The organism is Mycobacterium parmense, from assembly GCF_010730575.1.
GTDB classification, from domain to species: Bacteria; Actinomycetota; Actinomycetes; order Mycobacteriales; family Mycobacteriaceae; genus Mycobacterium; species Mycobacterium parmense.
The window spans coordinates 620,264-640,397 of sequence record NZ_AP022614.1 but is presented as its reverse complement, the minus strand read 5'-3'; the positions used below and the strand labels follow the sequence as shown (position 1 = coordinate 640,397).

The window sequence follows — 20,134 nt, the reverse complement described above, 5'->3', positions numbered from 1 at the left end:
GCTGGACGAAATCGAGGTGCTGACTCAGTGCCCGGCGGCCTGCAGCAGGTCCATCGCCGAGGAGCGCGACAGCACCCAGCCGCCCTGGTTGACGAACGTGACGCTCTGGGTGACCGGAGTGGCGAGCTTGGGCCCCGACACCGCGACGTCGGCGGTCACCGAATTCGGGTCGCTGGGCGCGATGTTGGTGACGTCGAACGTCAGCGGCAGATCGCCGTTCTTGGCCGCCTTCTTCAGTTCGTGGTCGGCGAGGTGGGCCTGGGTTCCGCTGATGCCGCCCTCGACCAGGTTGCTCTTATTGGTGAACGAAACGTTGGGATCGGCGAGGCTGGTGAGCAGCCCGGTCAGCTGAGCCGCGGTCGGGAGGTCGACCCCCGGGGCCGGGGCCGGCAACGCGGGGTCCAGCGGCTGGGGAACGCCGACCGCGGCGAGCCGCACCTGCGACACGCCGGCCGGTGCAACGCAGACGACGCCCGCGGCGGCGCCCCCGACGACGGCGAAGGCCGCCACGCTGATGGCCACGCTTTTCGCAGTGGACTTCACGGTTCCCCCTTCAAGGACGCATGGAACGTGATCAAATCTCGACCTGTTCCATGGTGCAGATGGTGTCAGTGTGCTCTTTGTGACCGCCGAGTGGTGTCTCGGGACTGTCACGTTACAGCGAAGTTATGGCAGCCAGGCCGGTCAGGGCTGTGCTGCGGCTGTGCAGCCGATGAGGACACCGGCTGCGCACGCCGCCTACCCCTCGGCCAGCACCTCCTCGTCGGACAAGGCGGCGACTTCGAGGTAGTGGCGGGCGACGACGCGCAGGCGTTCCGGCGTGCCGCGCTGCGCCTCGCGCTGTTGCAGCCGCCCGGCCAGCCGCGCCACGGTTCGGGTGGCGAACAGGTCCGCGGCCACGGCGTGATCGATGTCGAGCCAGTCGCGCACCCGCGCGATGACGCTGACGGCCAGCACCGAGTCCCCGCCCGAGGCGAAGAAGTCGTCATGCACGCCAACGGATTCCGTCTCGAGCACCTCGGCGACAATGCCGGCCAGCGCGGCCTCGACGTCATCGCGGGGGGCGCAGGCTCGCGCGTCCGAAGTCTCTGAGGCTTCTGCAGTCTCGGATTCCAGCAGCGCGACCACCGCGCGGCGGTCCAGCTTGCCGTTCGGGGTCAACGGCATCTGCTCCAAAATCGTTGTACGCGACGGAATCATGTAAGCCGGCAGCAGATCCGCGACGGCTGCGGCGATGTCGCCCATTGCGCCCGGGGCGCCCGCCACGGCGGCCACCAGCCTCGGCGCGCCGGCACCGACGACGGCCGCGACCGCGTGACGCACCCCGGGCACCGTGCGCAGCGCCGTCTCCACCTCGCCCAGTTCGACGCGGTAGCCGCGAATCTGCACCTGGTGGTCGGCACGGCCGAGGAACTCGATAGTGCCGTCGGGCCAGTAGCGGGCGAGGTCGCCGGTCCGGTACCAGCGCCGCCCGTCGTGCTCGACGAAGCGCTCCGCGGTACGTTGCGGGTCGTTGCGGTAGCCGGCGGCGAGGTTCGGCCCGCTGAACCAGAGTTCGCCGCGGACCCAGTCCGGACAGTCTCGACCCGACGGCGCAACAACCCGGCACCGCACGTTGCGCAGCGGAACGCCGTAGGGGACTGTCGCCCACTGCGCCGGTGGCTCGCCGGCCACTTCGCACACGGTGCCGTGTATCCCCGTCTCCGTGGCGCCGCCCAGACCGGCGAACCTGCAGCCCGGCGCCTGCCTGGCCAGCCGGCGCGCCAGATCGGCGCCCACCCAGTCACCGCAGACGGTGACGACGCGTAACGACTCGCCCAGCCGGTCGCCGCCCAGCGCCAAGACCATGTCGAGCGAACCGGGCACGAAGTTGAGCACCGAAACCCGATGGCGGCGAATCAATTCCACCCAGGTGGTGGCCGCTGCGCGCTCTTCGGAGTCGACCGCCACCAGTGAGCCGCCCGCCGAGAACATGCCGAAGATGTCGTGGACCGACAGATCGAATTCGAGGGCGGACAGCGCGAGCACCCGATCGCCGGCTCCGATGCCGAACCAGCCGTTGATGGCGTCGATGGTGTTCATCGCCGCGCGGTGGGCGATCTCGACGCCCTTCGGAAGGCCGGTCGAACCGGACGTGAATATGACGTAGGCGATGGCGGAGGTGTCGGGAAAAACCGGTGCCGCCAACGGCTCCGGATGCGCGCACGCCGCGTCGATCCCCACGCAGCGAATCGCTGCCCGCCCGTTGGGGCCCATGTTCGCGCCGTCGACCGTCAGGGCGGCGACGACGTCGGCGGTCTCGAGGATCTTGGCACGCCGCCCGTCGGGCTGGTCGAAGCCGATCGGCACATATGATGCCCCCGCGGCCAGCACCCCGAGGATGGCCGGGATCTGGCTGCGCCCCTTGGGAAGTTGCACGGCGACCGCGTCGCCCTGCCGCACACCGGCGGCGCGCAGCGCCCCGGCGACGGCCAGTGCTCGCGCGGCGAGTTCCCGGTAGGTCCAAGCGCCTTCGGTGCCGGGCCCGTCGCCTGCCACGCCCCAGACCACGGCGGGCGCATCCGGGTTGGCCGCGGCGTGCTCGAAGAAACCCTGATGCAGGCAGCGTCCGCTGACCGGGCCGTCGCTCGCGTTCACCGCAGCCCGCACCTGCGCCTGGCTGCCCGGCAGGCGTACCGCCGCCTCGAAGTCCCAGCCCGCGTCGCCGTCGGCAAGCCTCTCGACCGCCGCGGTGAACCTGGCGAACATGGCAGCGATCAGCCCGCGCGGGAACGCCGACTCGCGGACGTCCCAGTTGAGCAGCAGCCCCCCGCGCAGCTCGGTGACCTGGGCATCCAGCAGCACCTGCGGCCCCTGGGAGACGATCCAGGCCGGTTCCCCGAAGGTCGCGACGACCGCACGGGCGAACAGCTCGCCGAGGTCGAGGGCGCTGGTGAACACGATCGGGGCGATGACCGGCTCACCGCGGTGCCTGCCCAAGTCGCGCAGCACCTCGAGCCCGGAATAGGCGCAGTGCGAGCCGCTTTCGTACATAGTGCGCTGAATCGCGCGGGCGCGTTCGGCCACCGAGACATCCGCGGTGACGTCGACCTCGAGCATGATCGACGAGGTGAAGTCCCCCACCACTCCGTCGATGTCCGGATGCACCGGTTCACGTTGGAACAACGGCACATTGAGCAGGAACCTGTCCTGTTCCGACCACCCGCCGATGGTGTCGGCGAAGACGGCCGCCAACGCCATCGCCGGTGTGATGCCCCGCGCGTGGGCGCCGACCGTCAGGCGCCGTTTGGCCTGCGGCGTCAACCAGTGGTCGTAACGGACGGTGCGGTGCGCTGTCCTGCGGTCCCCGACCGAGACGGTCGGCAGTTCGGGCGCGCCGGGCAGCTCGGCCAGCCGTCGCCGCCACCACTGGCGATCGCGGTCTCGCGCGGCCTCGTCCACCGGGCGTTCGGTGCGATAACGCCGGTAGCTGTAGCCGAGCGGGGGCAGCGTGGCACCCTGGTAGAGCTGCGCCAGATCCGAGACCAGCACCCGGTAGCTCATCGCGTCGCCGGCCAACATGTCGACGTCGATGTGGAGCCGGCTGCGTTCGTCACCGCACCGGGTCAGCGTGACGTCGATGACCTGGCCGTCCTCGATTGCCAGGCGCTGGTGGGTTTTCCGGTCGCGCAACTGCAGCAGTGCGGACTCGACCTCGTCGGGCGATCCGCCCCGCAGGTCGACCACGGCGAACACCGGCCGGCCCGGTTTCGGCATCACTTGCTGGGTGCCGTCCGGCAGGAAGCGGGTGCGCAGCATCGGATGGCGGGCGACCAGCTCGGACACCGCCTGCTCCAGCCTCTCGGGATCGATTGTCGCGCCGTCGAATTCGACGTAGAGGTGAGCGGCGACGCCGCCCAGCTCCTGCTCGTCGGAGCGGCCGATCCAGTAGGCGTGCTGCATGGTGGCCAGCCCGAACGGCTCTTCCTCGGCCGGCGACGCGCCGGCCGAGGCCGCGGAGGGTTGCGCCACGGCGGCTTCGCCGTTGCCCGCCTCGCCGGGGGTCAGCAGTCCGTACCAGGAATCCACCGTCGGTGTGGCAGCGAGTTGGGCGAAGGTGATGTCGGCCCCGCGCTTGCGCCAGCCGCCCGCCAGCGCCATCATTCGGATCGAGCTGAGGCCCAGCTGGATCAGGTCGTCGTGGTCGGCGACTTCCCCTTCGGCGCAGCCGAGCTGGTCGGCGACCGCAGCCCTGATCTCGTCCCTGGTGATCGAATCCACGCTCTGCAACGGCGCCATTCCCGTCCCTTCTATGTCAATCCCTGGCCCGGGTCGCGGCCCAAGCCGGCCGCCAGCACCGCGATGCCACGCCGCCAGTAGTGGGTCAGGCGGTCGATGTCCGAGGGCGCGAACAACGCCTCACTCCAGCGCCAGTTGCTGATGAGCTGGGTTCCCTCCGGTGTATTCGCCACGAACGCGCTGAGGTTGATCGCGAAGCGCAGCGGCAGGTCCGGCTCGGGGTCATCCGGGAGGGCGTCGATATAGGGCCCGGTGAGCAGCGACCAGGGCCGGTCGATGACGGTACCGAGGTCCAGCCGGCCCAGATAGCTGAACTGGATCTGCGGTTCGGCGGCGTTCTGCAGCTCGGGCGTGCGCTCGATGTAGCGCAGCAGTCCGTAGTCCAGGCCGTCGTTGGGGACCTCACCGAGGTGGGCGACGACGGAGTCCACCAGCGCGCGGGCCGCGCGCGAATCCCGCTCTGCCCGTTCGACGTCGACCGCCGTCGCGCCGGTCCCCAGGCGCACCGGGAACGCGTTGGTGAACCATCCGACGGTGTTCGTGGTGTCGGTGTCCACAATGGCGTCGGCACGCCCATGCCCCTCGAGTGCCACGAGGGTTCCGGCCGCCGGATCCTGACCGCGTTCCCGGCGCCAGCTCGCGATCGCCATCGTCGTTGCCGCGAGCAGGAATTCGCGGACACCCTCGCCCTTGCGGATCGCGGCGAGCAGCGGCTCGGTGACGTCGACCGGTGTGACCACCCGCGTCACCCGCAGGGTCGCCCAGGTGTCGCGCGCCGGATCGACGGGTCGAACACCCAGCACCGGATCGGGGTCGCGGACCTGAGCCGACCAGTATCGGCGTTGTGCCTGCGCCGCCGGCGATCCGGCCCGCTCCCACATCAGCTCACACCACCGGCGGTAGGAGGTGAACTCCGGAAGGCTCTTGGGTGCCGCGCCGTTACACACGCAGCGCCAGGCTTCGATCAGGTCGCCGATCATGATGTGCCAGGACACCACGTCCACCGTCAGGTGGTGGGCGGTGAGCAGGAGCGCGTCGCCGTGCACGGCGCCGGAATACCAGAGGGCCCGCACCATCGAACCGGTGTGCGGGTCGATCCGGTCCATCACCTCTCGGGCGGAGGCCCGGATGGCCGAGACCAGCGCCTCGTCGGAGCCGTTCGGTACCTCCACGCGGGAAAGCAGCTCGCCCGCGCTCACCGCGCCCGGGCCGCGCGTGACCAGGCGCGGCCCGGCCGGGGTCTGCACCAGAACCGATCTCAGCGTGTCGTGGCCGTCGAGGAGCAACTGCAGCATCTGCTCGATCGACGGCCGATCGATGCCGGACGGCAGCCGCAGCAGGACGGTGTGGGTGAAGCGACGGTAGTTGCCGTGCTCGAACAGCCACGACACCATCGGCAGCGGCGGCACCTCGCCGTACTCGGCGTTCGCGACGGCCGCGTCCGCGCCCGCGTCGATCGCCGCGGCGAGCTGGCGGATCGTCGGGGTTGCGAACATCATTCGGGGGCTCAACACAAGACCGTGCCGTTGCGCCTTGTGCACCAGCGAGATCGCCACGATGCTGTCCAGACCGAACAGGAACAGGTCGTCATCGAGGTGCGGGACGCTTCCGTTGAACTGCTCGTCGAAAAGTTCGCACAGCAGGCGCTCGGTCTCGGTCGACGCCGCCGCCGCTCCGCCGCTTCTGGGTTGCGCCAGCGCGCTTTCGGCCATGCGGCGCAGAGCGAGTTCGTCCAGCTTGCCGTTGGCGTTCACCGGCAACCGCGGCACGGCCGCGACGCGCGCGGGGATCATGTACGAGGGCAGGTTTTCGGTGAGCGCTACCCGCAACCGCTCCGGGTCGTCGTCGATCCCGGGTTGTCCCACAACGAAACCCACCAGCACGGTCGCGCCGTCGCGGCGCACCGCGCAGACCGCCGCCTCGCGCACGCCGGGTTGGCCGCACAGCGCGGCTTCGACCTCACCGGTCTCGACCCGATAGCCGCGGATCTTCACCTGGGTGTCGCCGCGCCCCAGGTAGGCGTAGCCGCCGTGCGGCGCGCGGCGCACCAGGTCGCCGGTTCGGTACATGCGCCACCCCGGGCGGAAGGGGTCCGCGACGAACCGGGCGGCGGTCATCGCGGACCGGCCGACGTAGCCGCGGGTCAACTGCGTGCCGGACAGGTAGAGCTCACCCACCACACCGTGGGGCACCGGCCGCAGCGCCGAATCCAGCACGTAGGCAACGGTTCCGGCGTTGACCGTCCCGATCGTGGGCGCCGGGTACTCGCCGACGCGCGCGACCACCGCCTCGACCGTCATCTCGGTGGGGCCGTAGCAGTTGTAGACCTCGGCGGCCGGCAGCGCCCGCAGGCGCTCCCACAGCGAGCTGTCGATGGCTTCGCCGCCCAGCGCGAGCACGCAGAGCTGCTGCCCGCACAGTCCGGCGGCGCGCAGCTGGCCGAACATCGACGGCGTGGTGTCGATCATGTCGATCCGGTGGCTGACGATCCCGGCCACCAGCCGGTCGGCGTCACGCATCTCCTCGGCGTCGAACAGGTGCAGCGCGTGGCCGTCGAGCAGGCCGACCATGGGCTGCCACGAGGCGTCGAAGCTCAGCGACCACGCATGCGCGATGCGCATCGGGCGGCCCAGACGCGTTGCGGCCGTGCGGTAGACGCGTTCTCGGTGGTCGGCGAAGTAGCCGAGTATCGCGGCGTTGGTGCCAACGACCCCCTTGGGTTCACCGGTGGAGCCGGAGGTGAAGATCACATACGCGGCCTGCCCGGGGTGGCGGTCGACCTCCGGCGCGGTGACGGCGCGCCGCGCGATTCGTTCGGCCACGGCCGGATCGTCGATCACCAGGGCCGGTACGCCGGGCAGCTCCGGACAGCCGGTCGCGGCGACGGCCAGCGCCGGTTCAGCCTGGCGCAGGATCGACTCGATGCGGGGTCTGGGCAGCGTGATGTCGACGGGCAGATAGGCGCCCCCGGCGGCCAGCACCGCCAGGATCGCGACCAGGGACTGAGTCGAGCGTGGCAGCGCCAGTGCGACAACGGTTTCGGGACCCACGCCCAGGGCGGCCAGCTCCCCCGCCAGGCGGCACGCCTGTCCGTGCAACTCGGCGTAGCTGAAGCGTTCGTCCGCACCCGCGCTCAGGGCGTCGGCGTCGGGCGTGGCGCGCACCTGCCGCTCGAACGCCTGCCACACCGTTTCGCCCGGTGCGGGGGCGGGCCGCGCCGCGAGTTCCCGGAACTCGGCGCGCTCGGCGGCGGTGAGGACGTCCAGCGCCTCGGGGGTTCGGTCACCGATGTCGGGGAGTTGACGCAGGACGCCCAGCAGCCGTTCACCGATCTGGCCGGCCAGCAGGTGCGGCAACTGCTCGGAAATCGCCTCGATCACCACCACCAGCTCGTCGCCGCTCGCGTGCGCGACCACCGTCAGCGGGTAATGCGTCAGGCTTTCCATCTCGACCGGGGAGAACCGGGCGCCGTCGGGTGTGGTCACCGGCCGAATGGCGTCGCCGACCGGGGCGTTCTCGAACACGAACATGCTGTCGAACAACGCACCCCGGCCATGTGCGCGCTGGATCTCCGACAGGCTCAGGTAGCCGATGTCGCGCATGGCCGAGGACTCCCGCTGCAACTGTGCGCACTGGTCGATCACCGAGGCCGCACCGCTCACCTCGTGCACGACGGGAACGCTGTTGATGAACAGGCCGACCATGCCCTCGACGCCGGCGAGGTTCTCCGGGCGGCCGGAGATCACCGTGCCGAACACCATGTCGCGGCGATCGGTGAGCCTGCTCAGGACGACCGCCCACGCGAACAGGACGGCCGTGTTGAGAGTGATGCCGTTGCGCGCCGCCCAGTTTCCCAGGCGCGCCGTGTCGGCGGCGGACAACACCAGGTCCGCCTTCTCCGGCACGCCGCCCGACGCGGCCACCACACCGTCGGCCACCATGAGCGGCCCGGAGACGCGCCGCAGGTACTCGGCCCACTTGTCGGTCGCCGCGGCCCTGTCCTGCCGGGCGAGCCAGGCGATGTAGTCGCGGTAGGGCCGAGCGGCCGGCAGCCCGTCGGCCGATCCACCGGCCCGGTACACGGCCAGCATCTCGGTGAAGAACACGGCGAGCGCCCAGCCGTCCATCAGGATGTGGTGCGCGGTGAAGATCATCCGCCGTCGGTTCCCCCCTGGCACCGAGAGCAGGACGACGCGCAGCGCGGGCCCGCGGCCCAAGTCGAAGGGCCGGCGCCGCTCGGATCGCGCGATGGCATCGAATTCCGTTGGTGTGGCCGTTCGTTCGGTCCACGGCAGGTCCGCGTGGACCGGCACGACCTGCACCGGCTTCGGAACGTCGCGATCCCAGAACGACGCCCGCAGGTTCGGGTGACGCCGCAGCATGGCCTCGGCGCTGCGGCGCAGCAGGTCGACGTCGACGGGTCCGTCGATGTCGACCCGCAACTGCATGGTGTACAGGTCGATGCCGTCCTCGGCCAGCCGGGAGAGCGCGAACAGCCCCTCCTGCAGGGGGCTGAGCGCGAGCACGTCTTCGATCTGCGGCGGGGCTGTGGTCACGGGAGTCGTCACGCGTTCCGTTGCCAGGATGCGGTGAGCCGGGCCAGGGCGTCGGCATCCAGCCCCGACGCGCTCATGGGCTCCGCGTGCGCCTGCCGACCCGGATCCTGTTGCGCCGCGGCGGCGTCGGTGGCCGCGTCCACGGCGGCCGCGAGCTCGGCGATCGACATGGTCTCGAACACCATGGCCGGCGTCAGCGCCAGTCCCTGCGCGGTGGCGCGGGCCGCCAGCTGAACGGAGACGATGCTGTCGCCGCCGACCGCGAAGAAGTTGTCCTCGCGGTCGATGCCGGTCACGTCGAGCAGCTCCTCGAGCAGGGCGATCAGGGCTCGCTCGGTGCGCGGGGAGCCGCCGACGAACGATTCGGGGCGGTGCGCCTCGGCTGCTGCCGGCGGGGCCGACAACGCCGCCAGGTCGGTCGCGGGCAGCAACTCCAGCGCCGACACCGCGGTGTCCGGTGCCGTCGCGAAGGCGCCGAACGCCACGTCGAGGGCCTCGGCGATGAGCCCGACGGTGGCGGGATCGTAGAGGTCGGCATTGGCGACCACCCGCACGTCGAGGCCGCCGTCGCGGGTCACGTTGACGCTGACGTTGAGGTCCAGCAACGAGACGTCGAAGTCGATCCGGCCGGGGCGAACCGTCGTCTCCCCGGCCGGGGTGAGCTCGCGCGCCACCAGCGCCCAATCCTCGCCCTGGAAGTGAATCGAGTTCTGAAACAGCGGGTGGTTGCGGGCCGAGGAGCGGGGCGGGTTGAGCGCTTCGACCAGCCGCTCGATCGGAAATTCCTGGTGTGCAAGCGCATTGAGCACGGTGTCGCGGCTGCGCGCGACCACGTCGCGCAGGCTCAGGGCGCCGGACAGGTCGGTGCGCAGCACCACCACGTTGGCGCACGGGCCGGCGAGTTCCGCGGTGCTCAGGTCGACGCGGGAGGCGACCGGGCTGCCCATAACGATGTCCGGGCCACCGCCCAGCTTGTGCAACACCACCGCCAGAGCGGCCTGGTAGACGGTGAACTCGCTGGAGCCGGTCTGTTCGGCCAGCCGCGTGAGGGCGGCACGCCGATCGGCACGGACCGCGAAGCTCGCGACCTCTGCTCGCCTTCCGAGGACCAGCGGGCGCGCGCGGTCGGTGGCCACCGAGATGTCGGCGGGCAGATCGGCCAACGCGTCGCGCCAGAAGGCCAGCTCCGCTTGCCCCCACTCGCCCGGTGTATCGAAGGTGTTGCGTTGCCACACAGCGTAATCGGCGAACTGGGGCGCTGGCGCGGACCACTGCGGCACCGTGCCCGCCAGCCGCGCCCGGTACGCGACGACGAGGTCGTCGAAGACGACACCGAGCGAGGAGTGGTCGGTGACGATGTGGTGCACGAGCAAGAGCAGAACGTGCGACTCGGCGTCGACGCTCAACAGCGTCGGCCTGATCAGCGGCTCGGACTCCAGCGCGAACACGTGGCGGCGCAGCGCGGCGATGGTGTCGTCGACCTGGTCGGCGGCCACGGTGATGACGACCGGCTCGACCCGCAGGCTCGGGTGCACGCGCTGGTACGGAACGCCTTCGTGGTCGCCGAAATTGGTGCGCAGCGCCTCGTGGCGGGCCACGACGTCGTTGAGCGCCTCGGTGAGAACGTCGATGTCCAGCGGGCCGCTGAAGTGCAGCGCGAGCGCCATGTTGAAGACGTCGTTGGGGCCTCGCATCCGGTAGTGAAACCACATGGCGAGCTGCGAGTAGGACAGCGGAGGCCGTTCGGGGCGGGCCGCCGCGGTGAACTGCGGCCGGCTCGGCGACGCACCGTCGGGGGCCGAACCCGCTGCCCCACGGCCGGACCCGGCCCGCAACCGCTCGATCTGGCGGGCCAGCCCGGCCGGGGTCGGTGTGTCGAAGACCGCGCGAACGTTGCATTCGACGCCGAACTCGGCGCGGATCCGGGCCACCAGCCGGGCCGCCAGCAGGGAGTGGCCGCCCAGCCCGAAGAACGAGTCGTCGGCACCGATGCGGTCCAGGCCGCGCTCCCGGCCGAACAGCTGCGCGAAGATCGAGCAGATGCGCCGCTCGGTGGCCGTCACCGGCTCGCGGTAGCCGTGCGAGAGCACCGGGGTCGGTGCGGGCAGCGCCCGTTTGTCCAGTTTCCCGCTGACCGTCAGGGGGATCTCGGGGATCACCGCAAAGGCGCTGGGCACCATGTATTCCGGCAGCGACGCCGCGGCGTGCGCGCGGATCTCGTCGAGGTCGAGATCCGCAGCGGCATGCGCGGGCACCAGGTACGCGGCGAGCAGCGGGCCCGCGTCGGTGTCCTCGGTGACCACCAGGCAGTGCCCCACCGCCGGGTGTCGCGCGATCACGGACTCGACCTCGCCCAGCTCGATGCGGAAGCCGCGGACCTTGACCTGCTCGTCAGCCCGGCCGACGAACTCGAGCTCGCCGGACGCCCTGCGGCGCACCAGATCTCCCGTCCGGTAAAGCCGCATGCCGGGGTTGAACGGGTCGGCGACGAACCGCTCCGCGGTCAGGCGCGGACGCCCGAGATAGCCGCGGGCCAGTTGAGCACCACCGAGGTACAGCTCGCCGATGACCTCGGCCGGAACCGGCTGCAACTGCTCGTCGAGCACGTAGGTGAAGACGTTGCGGTTGGGCACGCCGATCGGCACCACACGGGTGCCCTGCGGGCCCTCGACGCGCATGTGCGTCGCGCAGACGACCGCCTCCGTGGGCCCGTAGTGGTTGCGCAACTCCGCGTCGAAGTGGTTGGCGAACCTGTCGGCCACCTCGCCGGGAAGCGCCTCTCCCCCGACGGGCACGTGGCGCAGCGCCCGCCATTGCCTGGCCTGCGGCAACAACAGCAGGGTGCTCAGCATGGACGGCACCATGTGCAGCACGGTGACACGGTGGCGGTCGATGATGTCGGCGACGTAACCGACGTCGCTGAACGCGTCCGGCCTGGGCACGATCAGCTGGGCGCCCAGGCACAACGTGACGAAGATGTCCAGCAGCGACGCGTCGAAGCTGACCGACGACGACTGCAGCAGGCGGTCCTCGGCGGTCATGCTCCACTCGGCGATGAAACCGTCGACGTGCTCGGCGATCGCCCGGTGCGACACCGCCACCCCTTTGGGCCGGCCCGTGGAGCCGGACGTGTAGATGACGTAGGCCAGGTGTTCCGGGGACAGCGGGCGCGTCCGGTCGGCGTCGGTCAGTTCGGCGTCGGCCAGCCGCGCGGCGGCCCGTTCGGCGGCGTCGAATTCGTCGCGCCCGAGGACCGTGCGCGGGCGGGCGTCGGCGACCAGGTATTCGATGCGATCCGCCGGGTAGGCCGGGTCGATCGGCAGGTAGGCCGCGCCGGCTTTGAGCACGGCGAGCATCGCCACGATGAACTCAACCGACGTGGTCATGCGCAGCCCGATGATGTCGTCGGCGCCGTAGCCCTCGCCAACGAGCCTGCGCGCCAGGCGATTCGCCCGCCGGTGCAGTGCACCGTAGGTCAGCTCGGCGTCGGCGCAGACCAGCGCGGCCTTCTCGGGCACGGCGTTCGCGGCGGCCTCGAGCATGGCGACCATGGTGGTGGGTGGCGTCGCGACGAGCTCGCCGTGTGACTGCGCCAGCACGGCCTCACGCTCCCCGGCGCCGAGCATGTCCAGACGGGTCAGGGGGCGGCCGGGATCGGCGAGCGCGTTGTCCAGCAGCTGTAGGTAGTGCACCAGCATCTGCTCGACGAGCTCGCCGCCCAGGACGTCGACCTGGTACTCGAACTCGACGGCCGCCTCGTCGGGGTCGAGCACCACAGCCAGGGCGAGCGGCAGGTGGGCGGCGACCGCTCCGAGCTCGAGTTGGCGCACGTCGACGCCGTCCAACGTGAATCCGCCTGCGCTCTTGCGCAGCGAAAAGCCAAGTCGGACAAGCTGGTCCATGCCGTCGCGCCCCATCCGTTCGGGGTTGACCTCGCGCACGACTCGATCGATGCCGACGGACTGGTGCGCGAACCCGTTGAGGCAGGTCTCCCGCACCGCGTCGACGAACGACGCGAACGTGTCCTGCGGTCGCGGGGCCAGCCGCAGCAGCAGCGTGTTGCCGAAGTACCCGATCGCCCCCTCGGCCGCGGCTTGCCGTTGGGTCACCGGCACGGAGACCAGGAAGTCCGGTGCTCCCGTGTAGCGGCGCACCAGCACGCCGAATGCGGCGAGCAGCACCATGAACGGCGAGGCGGAGCGGTTACGGGCGAAGTCGTGGACCCGCGCGGACAGGGCGGCGGGCAGCGCACGCGTCCGGCGTTCGGCGGTTCTGCTCGGGTGGGCGGCGGCCGCACCGGGCAGCTCGACGGGTTCTGGCGCTGGACGCAGGGCCTCCGCCCAGTAGCCGACGTCGGCGATGGTGGGTTCGGTTGGGGCACACAGCACTTGGACCGCGACGAACTGGGGCGGGGACCCCACCGCGGCGCGGCCGTTGTAGGCGGCACTGAGGTCGTGGGCGAAGACGGCCCAGCAGTCGTCGTCCCAGCAGATGTGGTGAACGGTGAGCAGCAGCACGAATTCGGCGGCTCCGGTGCGCAACAGGGTGACGCGCAGCGCCAACTCGGCGGTGAGGTCGAACGGCCGGCCGAATTCCTCTCGCGCCGTGTCCTCGATCCGCCGCTCGCGTTCGTCCTCGGTGAGTAACGTGAGATCATCTCTGCGCCAATTGATCTCGGCTTGTTCGGCAAAGACCTGATACGGCTCGCCCTCGCTGTCCACCCCGTAGGTGGTGCGCAGGATCGCATGGCGCGCGACGACGTCGTTGAACGCGCCGCGCAAACGCGCCTCGTCCACGGCTCCCGTCAGCCGATAGGAGACGCAGACGTTGAGCGTGACGTCTTGGGCGTCCATCGCCTGCAGGAACCACATCCGGCGCTGACCGGGCGACAGCGGGTAACGCTGCCCGGCGTGGATCGCCGCTCCCTCTGCTGAACCGGTTGTGGCCGCGCCGCTTTCGGCGATGCGCCGTCTGAGCAGTTCGCGACGCCGTTCCTGCACGCTCTTGGCGTGATCTGCCATCGCTCGCCCCACTATCCTTCGGTTCGCCCACTGAGCCCGCCGAGCCCGCCCGGTTCGCTGCGCCCACCGAGATAGCCGCCCCGCGCGAAGAACTCCTCGCCGCGGCGCGTTGTACCGTCGGCGGAACGAACCTGCGTGATGACCAGGCCGCGGTTGCCGCCCCGATGCGCGTCTGGGCCGCATACCACCACGCCGCCGCCCTCCTGGACGACGACCCGCCCCGGGGTCCCGCCGTAGCGCGCTTCGGAGACCCGAGCCCCTAGCACCTCGATCCGCTCGCCCCGGTAGAAGCTGAAGGGGCGTGGGTAGGGATCGGACAGTGCGCGCACGAACCGCTCGAGATCCTCGGCCGGCCAGCTCCAGTCGATCAGGCTGTCGCGTTGGGAACGCTTGTGGAAGTACGTGCGTTGCGCCTTGTTCTGGGGCCGCCAGACTGCGGTGCCGGACTCCAGCGCGCTCAGCGCCTCGCGCAGCGCCCCGGGGATCAGGTCCATGCCGCGGTTGACCAGCTCCGTGCCGGTGTCACCCGGACCGATCGGCAGTGAATGCTGGATCAGGATGTCCCCGGTGTCCAGCCCGTCGTCCATCCGGTGGATCGTCAGCCCGAACTCGGATTCGCCGCTGATCAACGCCCACAGGACCGGGGAGAATCCGGTGAACTTCGGCAGCAGCGAGTCGTGCAGGTTCAGCGTCCCGTGCGGCGCGAGGTTGTACAGCTCCGGCGGCATCCAGGTGTACCAGCTGTTCACGACGACGACGTCGGGCTCGGCGCGCTTGACCACGTCGATGGTCTCGGCGTCGACCCGGTCGGTGAGGTGCACCGGGATGCCGTGCTGTCTGGCGAGTTCCTCGACCGAGTCGGACCAGATGGCCTTGTACGGCTGTTCGCTGGCCGGGTGGGTGACCGCGAGCGGCACCTCGTGACCCAGCTCGATGAGCGCCTGCAGCGTCCTGCACCCCCAGGTCTGAAAACCGAACGACACGACGCGCATTATTCGAAACCCCTCTGCATCCTCGCTGGTCGGACGGCGTCTGGAACGGTGTCCGGCGCTCGTGCGAGCGCCGATCACAAGTCCAGCAGATTATGTTAGCCTTCGCTAAGTTACAAGGCTCTCGCGGCCACCGCGCCGGTGAGATCGAAAGGCAGGAGCGCATGCCGCGCACACTCGGGTGGATCAGACAGTTCCACCAGCCGGATTCGCCCGAGAGCCCTCCGCTGCTGGTTTTCCCGCACGCCGGGGCCGGCGCGTCCGCCTACCGCGAGTTCTCGAAAGTGCTCAGCAAGAAGTTCCGCGTCCTGGTTTTCCAGTACCCCGGCCGCCAGGACCGCGCGGGGGAGCCGTTGTTGGGGACGCTGCCGGACATCGCGGCCGGCGCCTTCGCCGAATTCGCGGCGTCGGAACACAATCGCGGGGTCCCGCTCGTGGTCTTCGGCCACAGCATGGGGGCGATGGTCGCGTTCGAGTTCGTCCGCATCGCCGAGGCTCGGCGCGTCGGGGTGCGGCAGCTCAACGTGTCGGCGACCGTCGCGCCGTGCCACGCCGCGGGCAAGCCCTCACACCCCACCGATGACGACGACGAACTGCTCGACCATCTCCTGCGACTCGAGGGCACCGACACCAACGTGATGGCGAACCGCGAGCTGATGAAATTGACCCTCCCGGTCGTCCGCGCCGACTTCAAGGCCTTCGACGCCTACTCGTGCGGCGAAGACGTCAAGGTGGCGGCCCCGATTCACGCGATGGGCGGCGACCAGGATCCGTACGTGACGCTCGGCGACCTGTATGCGTGGGGCAAGCACACCGGCGCCGTCACGGTGACCATGTTCGACGGCGGGCACTTCTACCTCAACCAGCATGTCGAGGCGATCGCCGACCTGCTGACCTCGTGCTCGCCGTGCGGTCAGACGGCGTGAGCGGCGATCCGGTCGTCATCTCCGGGCTGGCGGTCGAGGCGCCGGGGGGCATCGACGGGCCCAGCGCCCTGTGGTCGGCGCTCGCCGAATCCCGGGAGCTCATCGGCCCCTTCCCGCGCGACCGCGGCTGGCCGCTGGAAGACCTGCTGTCGGTGTCGGAGCTGGACGGCTGGGGGCCGGTGCACGACGCGGGCGGATTCCTGGACAGCGCAACCACGTTCGACCCCGCCCTGTTCGGTATCACCCATCGCGAGGCGCTGGTGATGCATCCCCAGCAGCGGGTCGCGATGCGGGTGGCCTGGAAGGCGTTGGAGAACTCGGGCGTCAATCCCGCCGCGCTGGGCGGGGAATTCGTCGGCTGCTTCGTCGGGATGTCGCCGATGGAGTACGGGCCGCGCGCCGCGGTGGCCGACGCCCACAGCGGACACCGCATCGCCAGCCTGGGCCAGCTGGGCGGCGCGGCCCGGATCTCGCACAGCCTCGGGCTGACCGGCCCGTCCATCAGCGTCGACACGGCGTGCGCGTCCTCGCTGACCGCGGTGCACATGGCCGCCACCGCGGTGGCGGCCGACGAATGCGACTGGGCGATCGCCGGCGGCGTCTGCGTCATGGGCTCCCCCGGGGCCTTCTACGAGTTCGCACGGCTCAACGCGCTGTCCGACGACGGACATTGCCGGGCCTACTCCGAGGACGCCAGCGGCACCGTCTGGGGGGAAGGCGCGGGCATGGTCCTCGTCGAACGGGAATCGCGGGCGCGGCAGCTGGGACATCCCGTCTACGGACGCATCCTGGCGATCCGCACCAACCACAACGGCAAGGGCAAACCGATCCTGGTGCCGCGGGTGCGCGCCCAGGAGCAGCTCATCCGCAAGACGCTGGACGCGGCCGCGATCGACCCGGCCGACGTGGGCATGATCGAGGGGCACGGCACCGGGACCCGCGCGGGCGACCCGGTGGAACTGCTCGCCCTGTTCAAGACCTACGGGGCCGCGGGATGCCGGGCGCCGGTGGGTTCGATCAAGTCCAACCTCGGGCATCCGCAGGCGGCCTCCGGGATCATGGGACTGATCAAACTGCTGCTCGCCGGCCACCACGGCGCCATCCCCCCAACGCTTTTCGCGGACAACCCGACGACCATGCTGGACTGGAGCATCACGGGCCTGCGCCTGGCGGCGAAGCTGCAGGACTGGGCGCCGAAAGACGGTCTGCGCTACGGCGCCGTCTCGTCCTTCGGCGCCGGGGGGGCCAACGCGCACGCACTCATCGCCATGCCCGTCGACCCGTGAAAGTGAGCACGTGACACCTGCGACCTACCGGCTCCCGGACGGCACCGTCCCGGTCCTGTTGACCTCGGACACCCCGGAGTCGCTGCGCCGCGAGGCCGCGGCCGTCCTGGACTATGCGGGACGGCATCCCGACGTGACGCCGCAGGCGATCGCGACGATGCTGTTCCGCACGCGGGCGGCCCGCCGGCACCGGGCCCTGGCCATGGTCTCCGGCCGCGACGAGCTGGTTGCCGCGCTGCGGGCGGTGGCCGACTCCCGGGAGCACCCGGCCGTGGTTCGCAGCGGCACGCCGGCCACCGCGCGCAGACTCGCGTACGTGTTCCCCGGGCAGGGCGCCCAGCGCCCCGGCATGGGTCGGCGCTACTACGAATCGGTTCCGGCGTTTCGGGCCGAGGCCGACCGCTGCGCCGCCACTTTCGAGAGCCTGTTCGGCTGGTCGCCATTGGAATACCTTCTCGACGAGTCGCTCACGGACGACGACAGCGCCGGCACGGTCCAGCCGGCGTTGTTCACGATGATGGCGGCCCTGGCGGCGATGTGGCGCTCGTTCGGCGTCGCGCCGAAGGTCGTCCTCGGGCACAGCCAGGGGGAGGTCGCGGCCGCCTACGTGTCCGGCGCCGTCACACTGCCCGACGCGGTCCGCGTCATCGCGACACGGGCACGTGCCGCCGACGAGTTCGGCTCCGGCGACTACGCGATGGCCGTCGTCGCCACCAACCGCGACGGCTGCGAGGACGCGCTGGCGCGATGCGCCGGCTGGGCGCAGCTCTCCGTCGTCAACTCGCCGAACCTGGTGGGGATCTCCGGTGACCGGGAAACGGTGTGCGACGTCGTCGACGCGTTCGCCGACCAGGACACCTTCGCCCGCGTCATCCGGGTCAGCTACCCGGCCCACACCAGCCTGATCCACGAGCTCGCCGACAAGGTCCGCGCGATCACCGAACTGCAAAACCCGAGTTTTCTCGACACCGAGATCGCCTGTATCGGAACGACGCTCGGCGGGCCGATCGCCAAAGACATCCCGGTGACGCAGTACTGGTTCTTGAACCTGCGCAACACGGTCCGGTTCGACAAGGCGGTCGCGGCCGCGGTGTCGCTCGGCGTCGACACCTTCGTCGAACTGGCCGATCACCCCACCCTGCAGCTGGCCGTGCAGGACAACCTCGCGGCGCTGGACGCCGCGGACCCCGAAGCCCAACACCCGGCCATGGTCATCGGCACATCCGAGCGGACCGCAGCCGGTCTCGGCGAGTTCACCCGCAATCTGGCGCTGCTGGCCGTGCACGATCACGACTTCGACTGGGACCGCCTGCGCATCGACTCCGAGGGCCCCGACCCGCGGCCGTTGCGCGACTTCCCCAACACCGTCATGAACGAGACCAAGCTGTGGCTGCCCTACGACGAGGTCCTGCCGCGGCGCGTGAGGCCGGCGGCCGCGGCGGACGAGCCGGTCGCGGCGGCCGAAGCTGCGGGGCCAAAGCTGCTCGCCGAAGAGTGGGTTCGGCTTTCGCACCGCTCCCTGCTTGCGCCGCGAACCATCGGGATCGTCGACCACACCGGGGCCTGCGCCGGGCTGGCCGGCGCCCTGTGCGCCGCCGCCGGGGACATCGGCGCCACGGCCCGTCCCGTCGACATCGAAACTGGGGGTACCACAGAGGGTCTGGACACCCTGGTCATCCTGGTTCCGCCGTCACCGGAGCTCGACGTCTCGGCCGCGGCGGACGCGGTGGCGACGTTCTTCGCCGAACGCGCGTGGTGGCCGGGGCTGACCGAGACGATCACCGAATGCTGGCTGGTGACGGTGGGCGCCGAGGCCGTCGCCGGCGATCCGCCGCCGGATCCGGTGCACGCCGCCGCGAGCGCGGGCTTTCGGTGCATCGGCGCCGAACACCCGGGCGTGCGTTTCCGGCACCTCGATCTGGATGCCGCGGCGATGTCGCCCGCTGCCGCGGTCACCGTCCTCACCTCGCTGCACACCGCCGGCGAGTCGGAGCTGGCACTGCGCGGCGGCGGCCTGTACGCCAAACGCGTTGTGCAACAGCGGCTGCCCCCGCAAACCGCGTACGGCGCTGCGCCCGACCATGTGCTGATCATCGGTGGGACCGGGAACCTGGGCCTCGAGTTCTGTGACCACTTCGCCCGCCGCCAGGCGCGGCGAATCACCCTGGTGAGCCGGTCGGGTGGGGGCCGGGCGGTCGCGGACCGGCTGCGGCGGATCGGTGCGCAGACCCCGACACGCATCGAGGTGACCCGGTGCGACGTGGCCGACCCGGCGGCTGTGGCGGCGTTGGCCGACCGGCACCGCGACACGCCGGCCGACCTGATCGTCCATGCGGCAGTGGGCTATTCGGGCGCGGAGCTGGACCACCTCGCCGCCGCCACGATGAAAGACGCCCTGCGCGCCAAGGTCGTCGGCCTCGAGCGGGTGTTGGCGACGTTCCCGCGCACCGACGACTGCCGCGTCGTCCTGTGTTCCTCGATCGCGGCTAACGTCGGTGGCCGCGGGCTGATCGCCTACGCCGCGGCCAACCGGATGCTCGACGCCATGGCGCAGCGGCTGCGGGTCGACGGTGTGGACTGCGTCTCGGTGCAGTGGGGGCAGTGGGCGGTCACCTTCGTCCCCGATTCCCCCGGCACCGCGCAGCTGTCGGTGACGGGCTTGTACCCGATGACGTCCCCCGACGCGCTGGGACTGGGAATGGCCGATCACCACGGCAATGTCGTGGTGGCGGCCTTCGATCTGGACCGGGCCCGGTCGGTGCTCGAGACGTGCGGGCGCGCCTCGTTGCTGTCCGCACTGGCGTCCCCGGACGACATGCCCGACCACGAGCCGGCCGTCCCGGCCGCGGACGTCGAGCCGTCGCAGCGGTTGGTGAAGCTGGTCGCTCAGGCCATCGGTGTCGAGCGCACGGAGACGATCGACGCGGAAGCCCCCATGGTGGCGATCGGCCTGGATTCGTTGCAGGCGCTGGAATTACGCCGCCGCGTCAAGCTCGAATTCGGCCACGACCTCGAGGTCGCCGACCTGCTCGGCGGCGCGTCCATCGCGGACGTCGCCGCACGGCTACGGAGCTGACC

General features: G+C 70.7%; 8 protein-coding genes. 3 read left to right on the top strand and 5 right to left on the bottom strand.

The window, feature by feature from the left end; translation table 11 throughout:
• Positions 1-24: 24 nt before the first annotated feature.
• The 5 genes from G6N48_RS02790 to G6N48_RS02770 all read right to left on the bottom strand — a co-directional run bounded on the left by G6N48_RS02790 (position 25) and on the right by G6N48_RS02770 (position 14,847).
• Positions 25-543, bottom strand: a complete 519-nt coding sequence (locus tag G6N48_RS02790) for a hypothetical protein (RefSeq protein WP_085267534.1) — start codon at positions 541-543, stop codon at positions 25-27.
• Between the two features lie 195 nt (positions 544-738).
• Positions 739-4,260: a non-ribosomal peptide synthetase gene (locus G6N48_RS02785; protein ID WP_179969923.1), complete on the bottom strand. Its 3,522-nt coding sequence runs from the start codon at positions 4,258-4,260 to the stop codon at positions 739-741.
• A gap of 29 nt (positions 4,261-4,289) precedes the next feature.
• A complete protein-coding gene (locus G6N48_RS02780) occupies positions 4,290-8,834 on the bottom strand; it encodes a non-ribosomal peptide synthetase (protein ID WP_085267536.1) in 4,545 nt (1,514 codons plus the stop codon).
• An 8-nt stretch (positions 8,835-8,842) separates the two neighbouring features.
• Positions 8,843-13,855 (bottom strand): non-ribosomal peptide synthetase, encoded by a 5,013-nt coding sequence (locus G6N48_RS02775; protein ID WP_085267537.1) that lies wholly within the window; start codon positions 13,853-13,855, stop codon positions 8,843-8,845.
• A gap of 11 nt (positions 13,856-13,866) precedes the next feature.
• Entirely contained in the window at positions 13,867-14,847 is a 981-nt protein-coding gene (locus tag G6N48_RS02770; protein WP_085267538.1) for a methionyl-tRNA formyltransferase, read from the bottom strand.
• A 161-nt stretch (positions 14,848-15,008) separates the two neighbouring features.
• On the opposite strand from G6N48_RS02770, the gene G6N48_RS02765 reads away from it, so the two are divergent.
• From G6N48_RS02765 to nbtC, 3 genes are read left to right on the top strand one after another with little or no spacing between them, the layout of a single operon-like run.
• Positions 15,009-15,770 (top strand): thioesterase II family protein, encoded by a 762-nt coding sequence (locus G6N48_RS02765; protein ID WP_085267539.1) that lies wholly within the window; start codon positions 15,009-15,011, stop codon positions 15,768-15,770.
• Entirely contained in the window at positions 15,767-17,056 is a 1,290-nt protein-coding gene (locus G6N48_RS02760) for a beta-ketoacyl [acyl carrier protein] synthase domain-containing protein (protein WP_179969841.1), read from the top strand. The genes G6N48_RS02765 and G6N48_RS02760 overlap by 4 nt, the downstream gene beginning before the upstream one ends.
• Before the next feature lie 10 nt (positions 17,057-17,066).
• Complete coding sequence (gene nbtC, locus G6N48_RS02755; protein WP_085267540.1) at positions 17,067-20,132, top strand: nocobactin polyketide synthase NbtC; 3,066 nt, start codon at positions 17,067-17,069, stop codon at positions 20,130-20,132.
• The last annotated feature ends 2 nt before the right edge of the window (positions 20,133-20,134 follow it).

What these genes read in the sequence shown, in the direction of transcription:
- G6N48_RS02770 (WP_085267538.1), bottom strand. Translation starts at nt 14,847, where the DNA reads ATGCGCGTCGTGTCGTTCGGTTTTCAGACCTGGGGGTGCAGGACGCTG.
- G6N48_RS02775 (WP_085267537.1), bottom strand. Translation starts at nt 13,855, where the DNA reads ATGGCAGATCACGCCAAGAGCGTGCAGGAACGGCGTCGCGAACTGCTC.
- G6N48_RS02765 (WP_085267539.1), top strand. Translation starts at nt 15,009, where the DNA reads ATGCCGCGCACACTCGGGTGGATCAGACAGTTCCACCAGCCGGATTCG.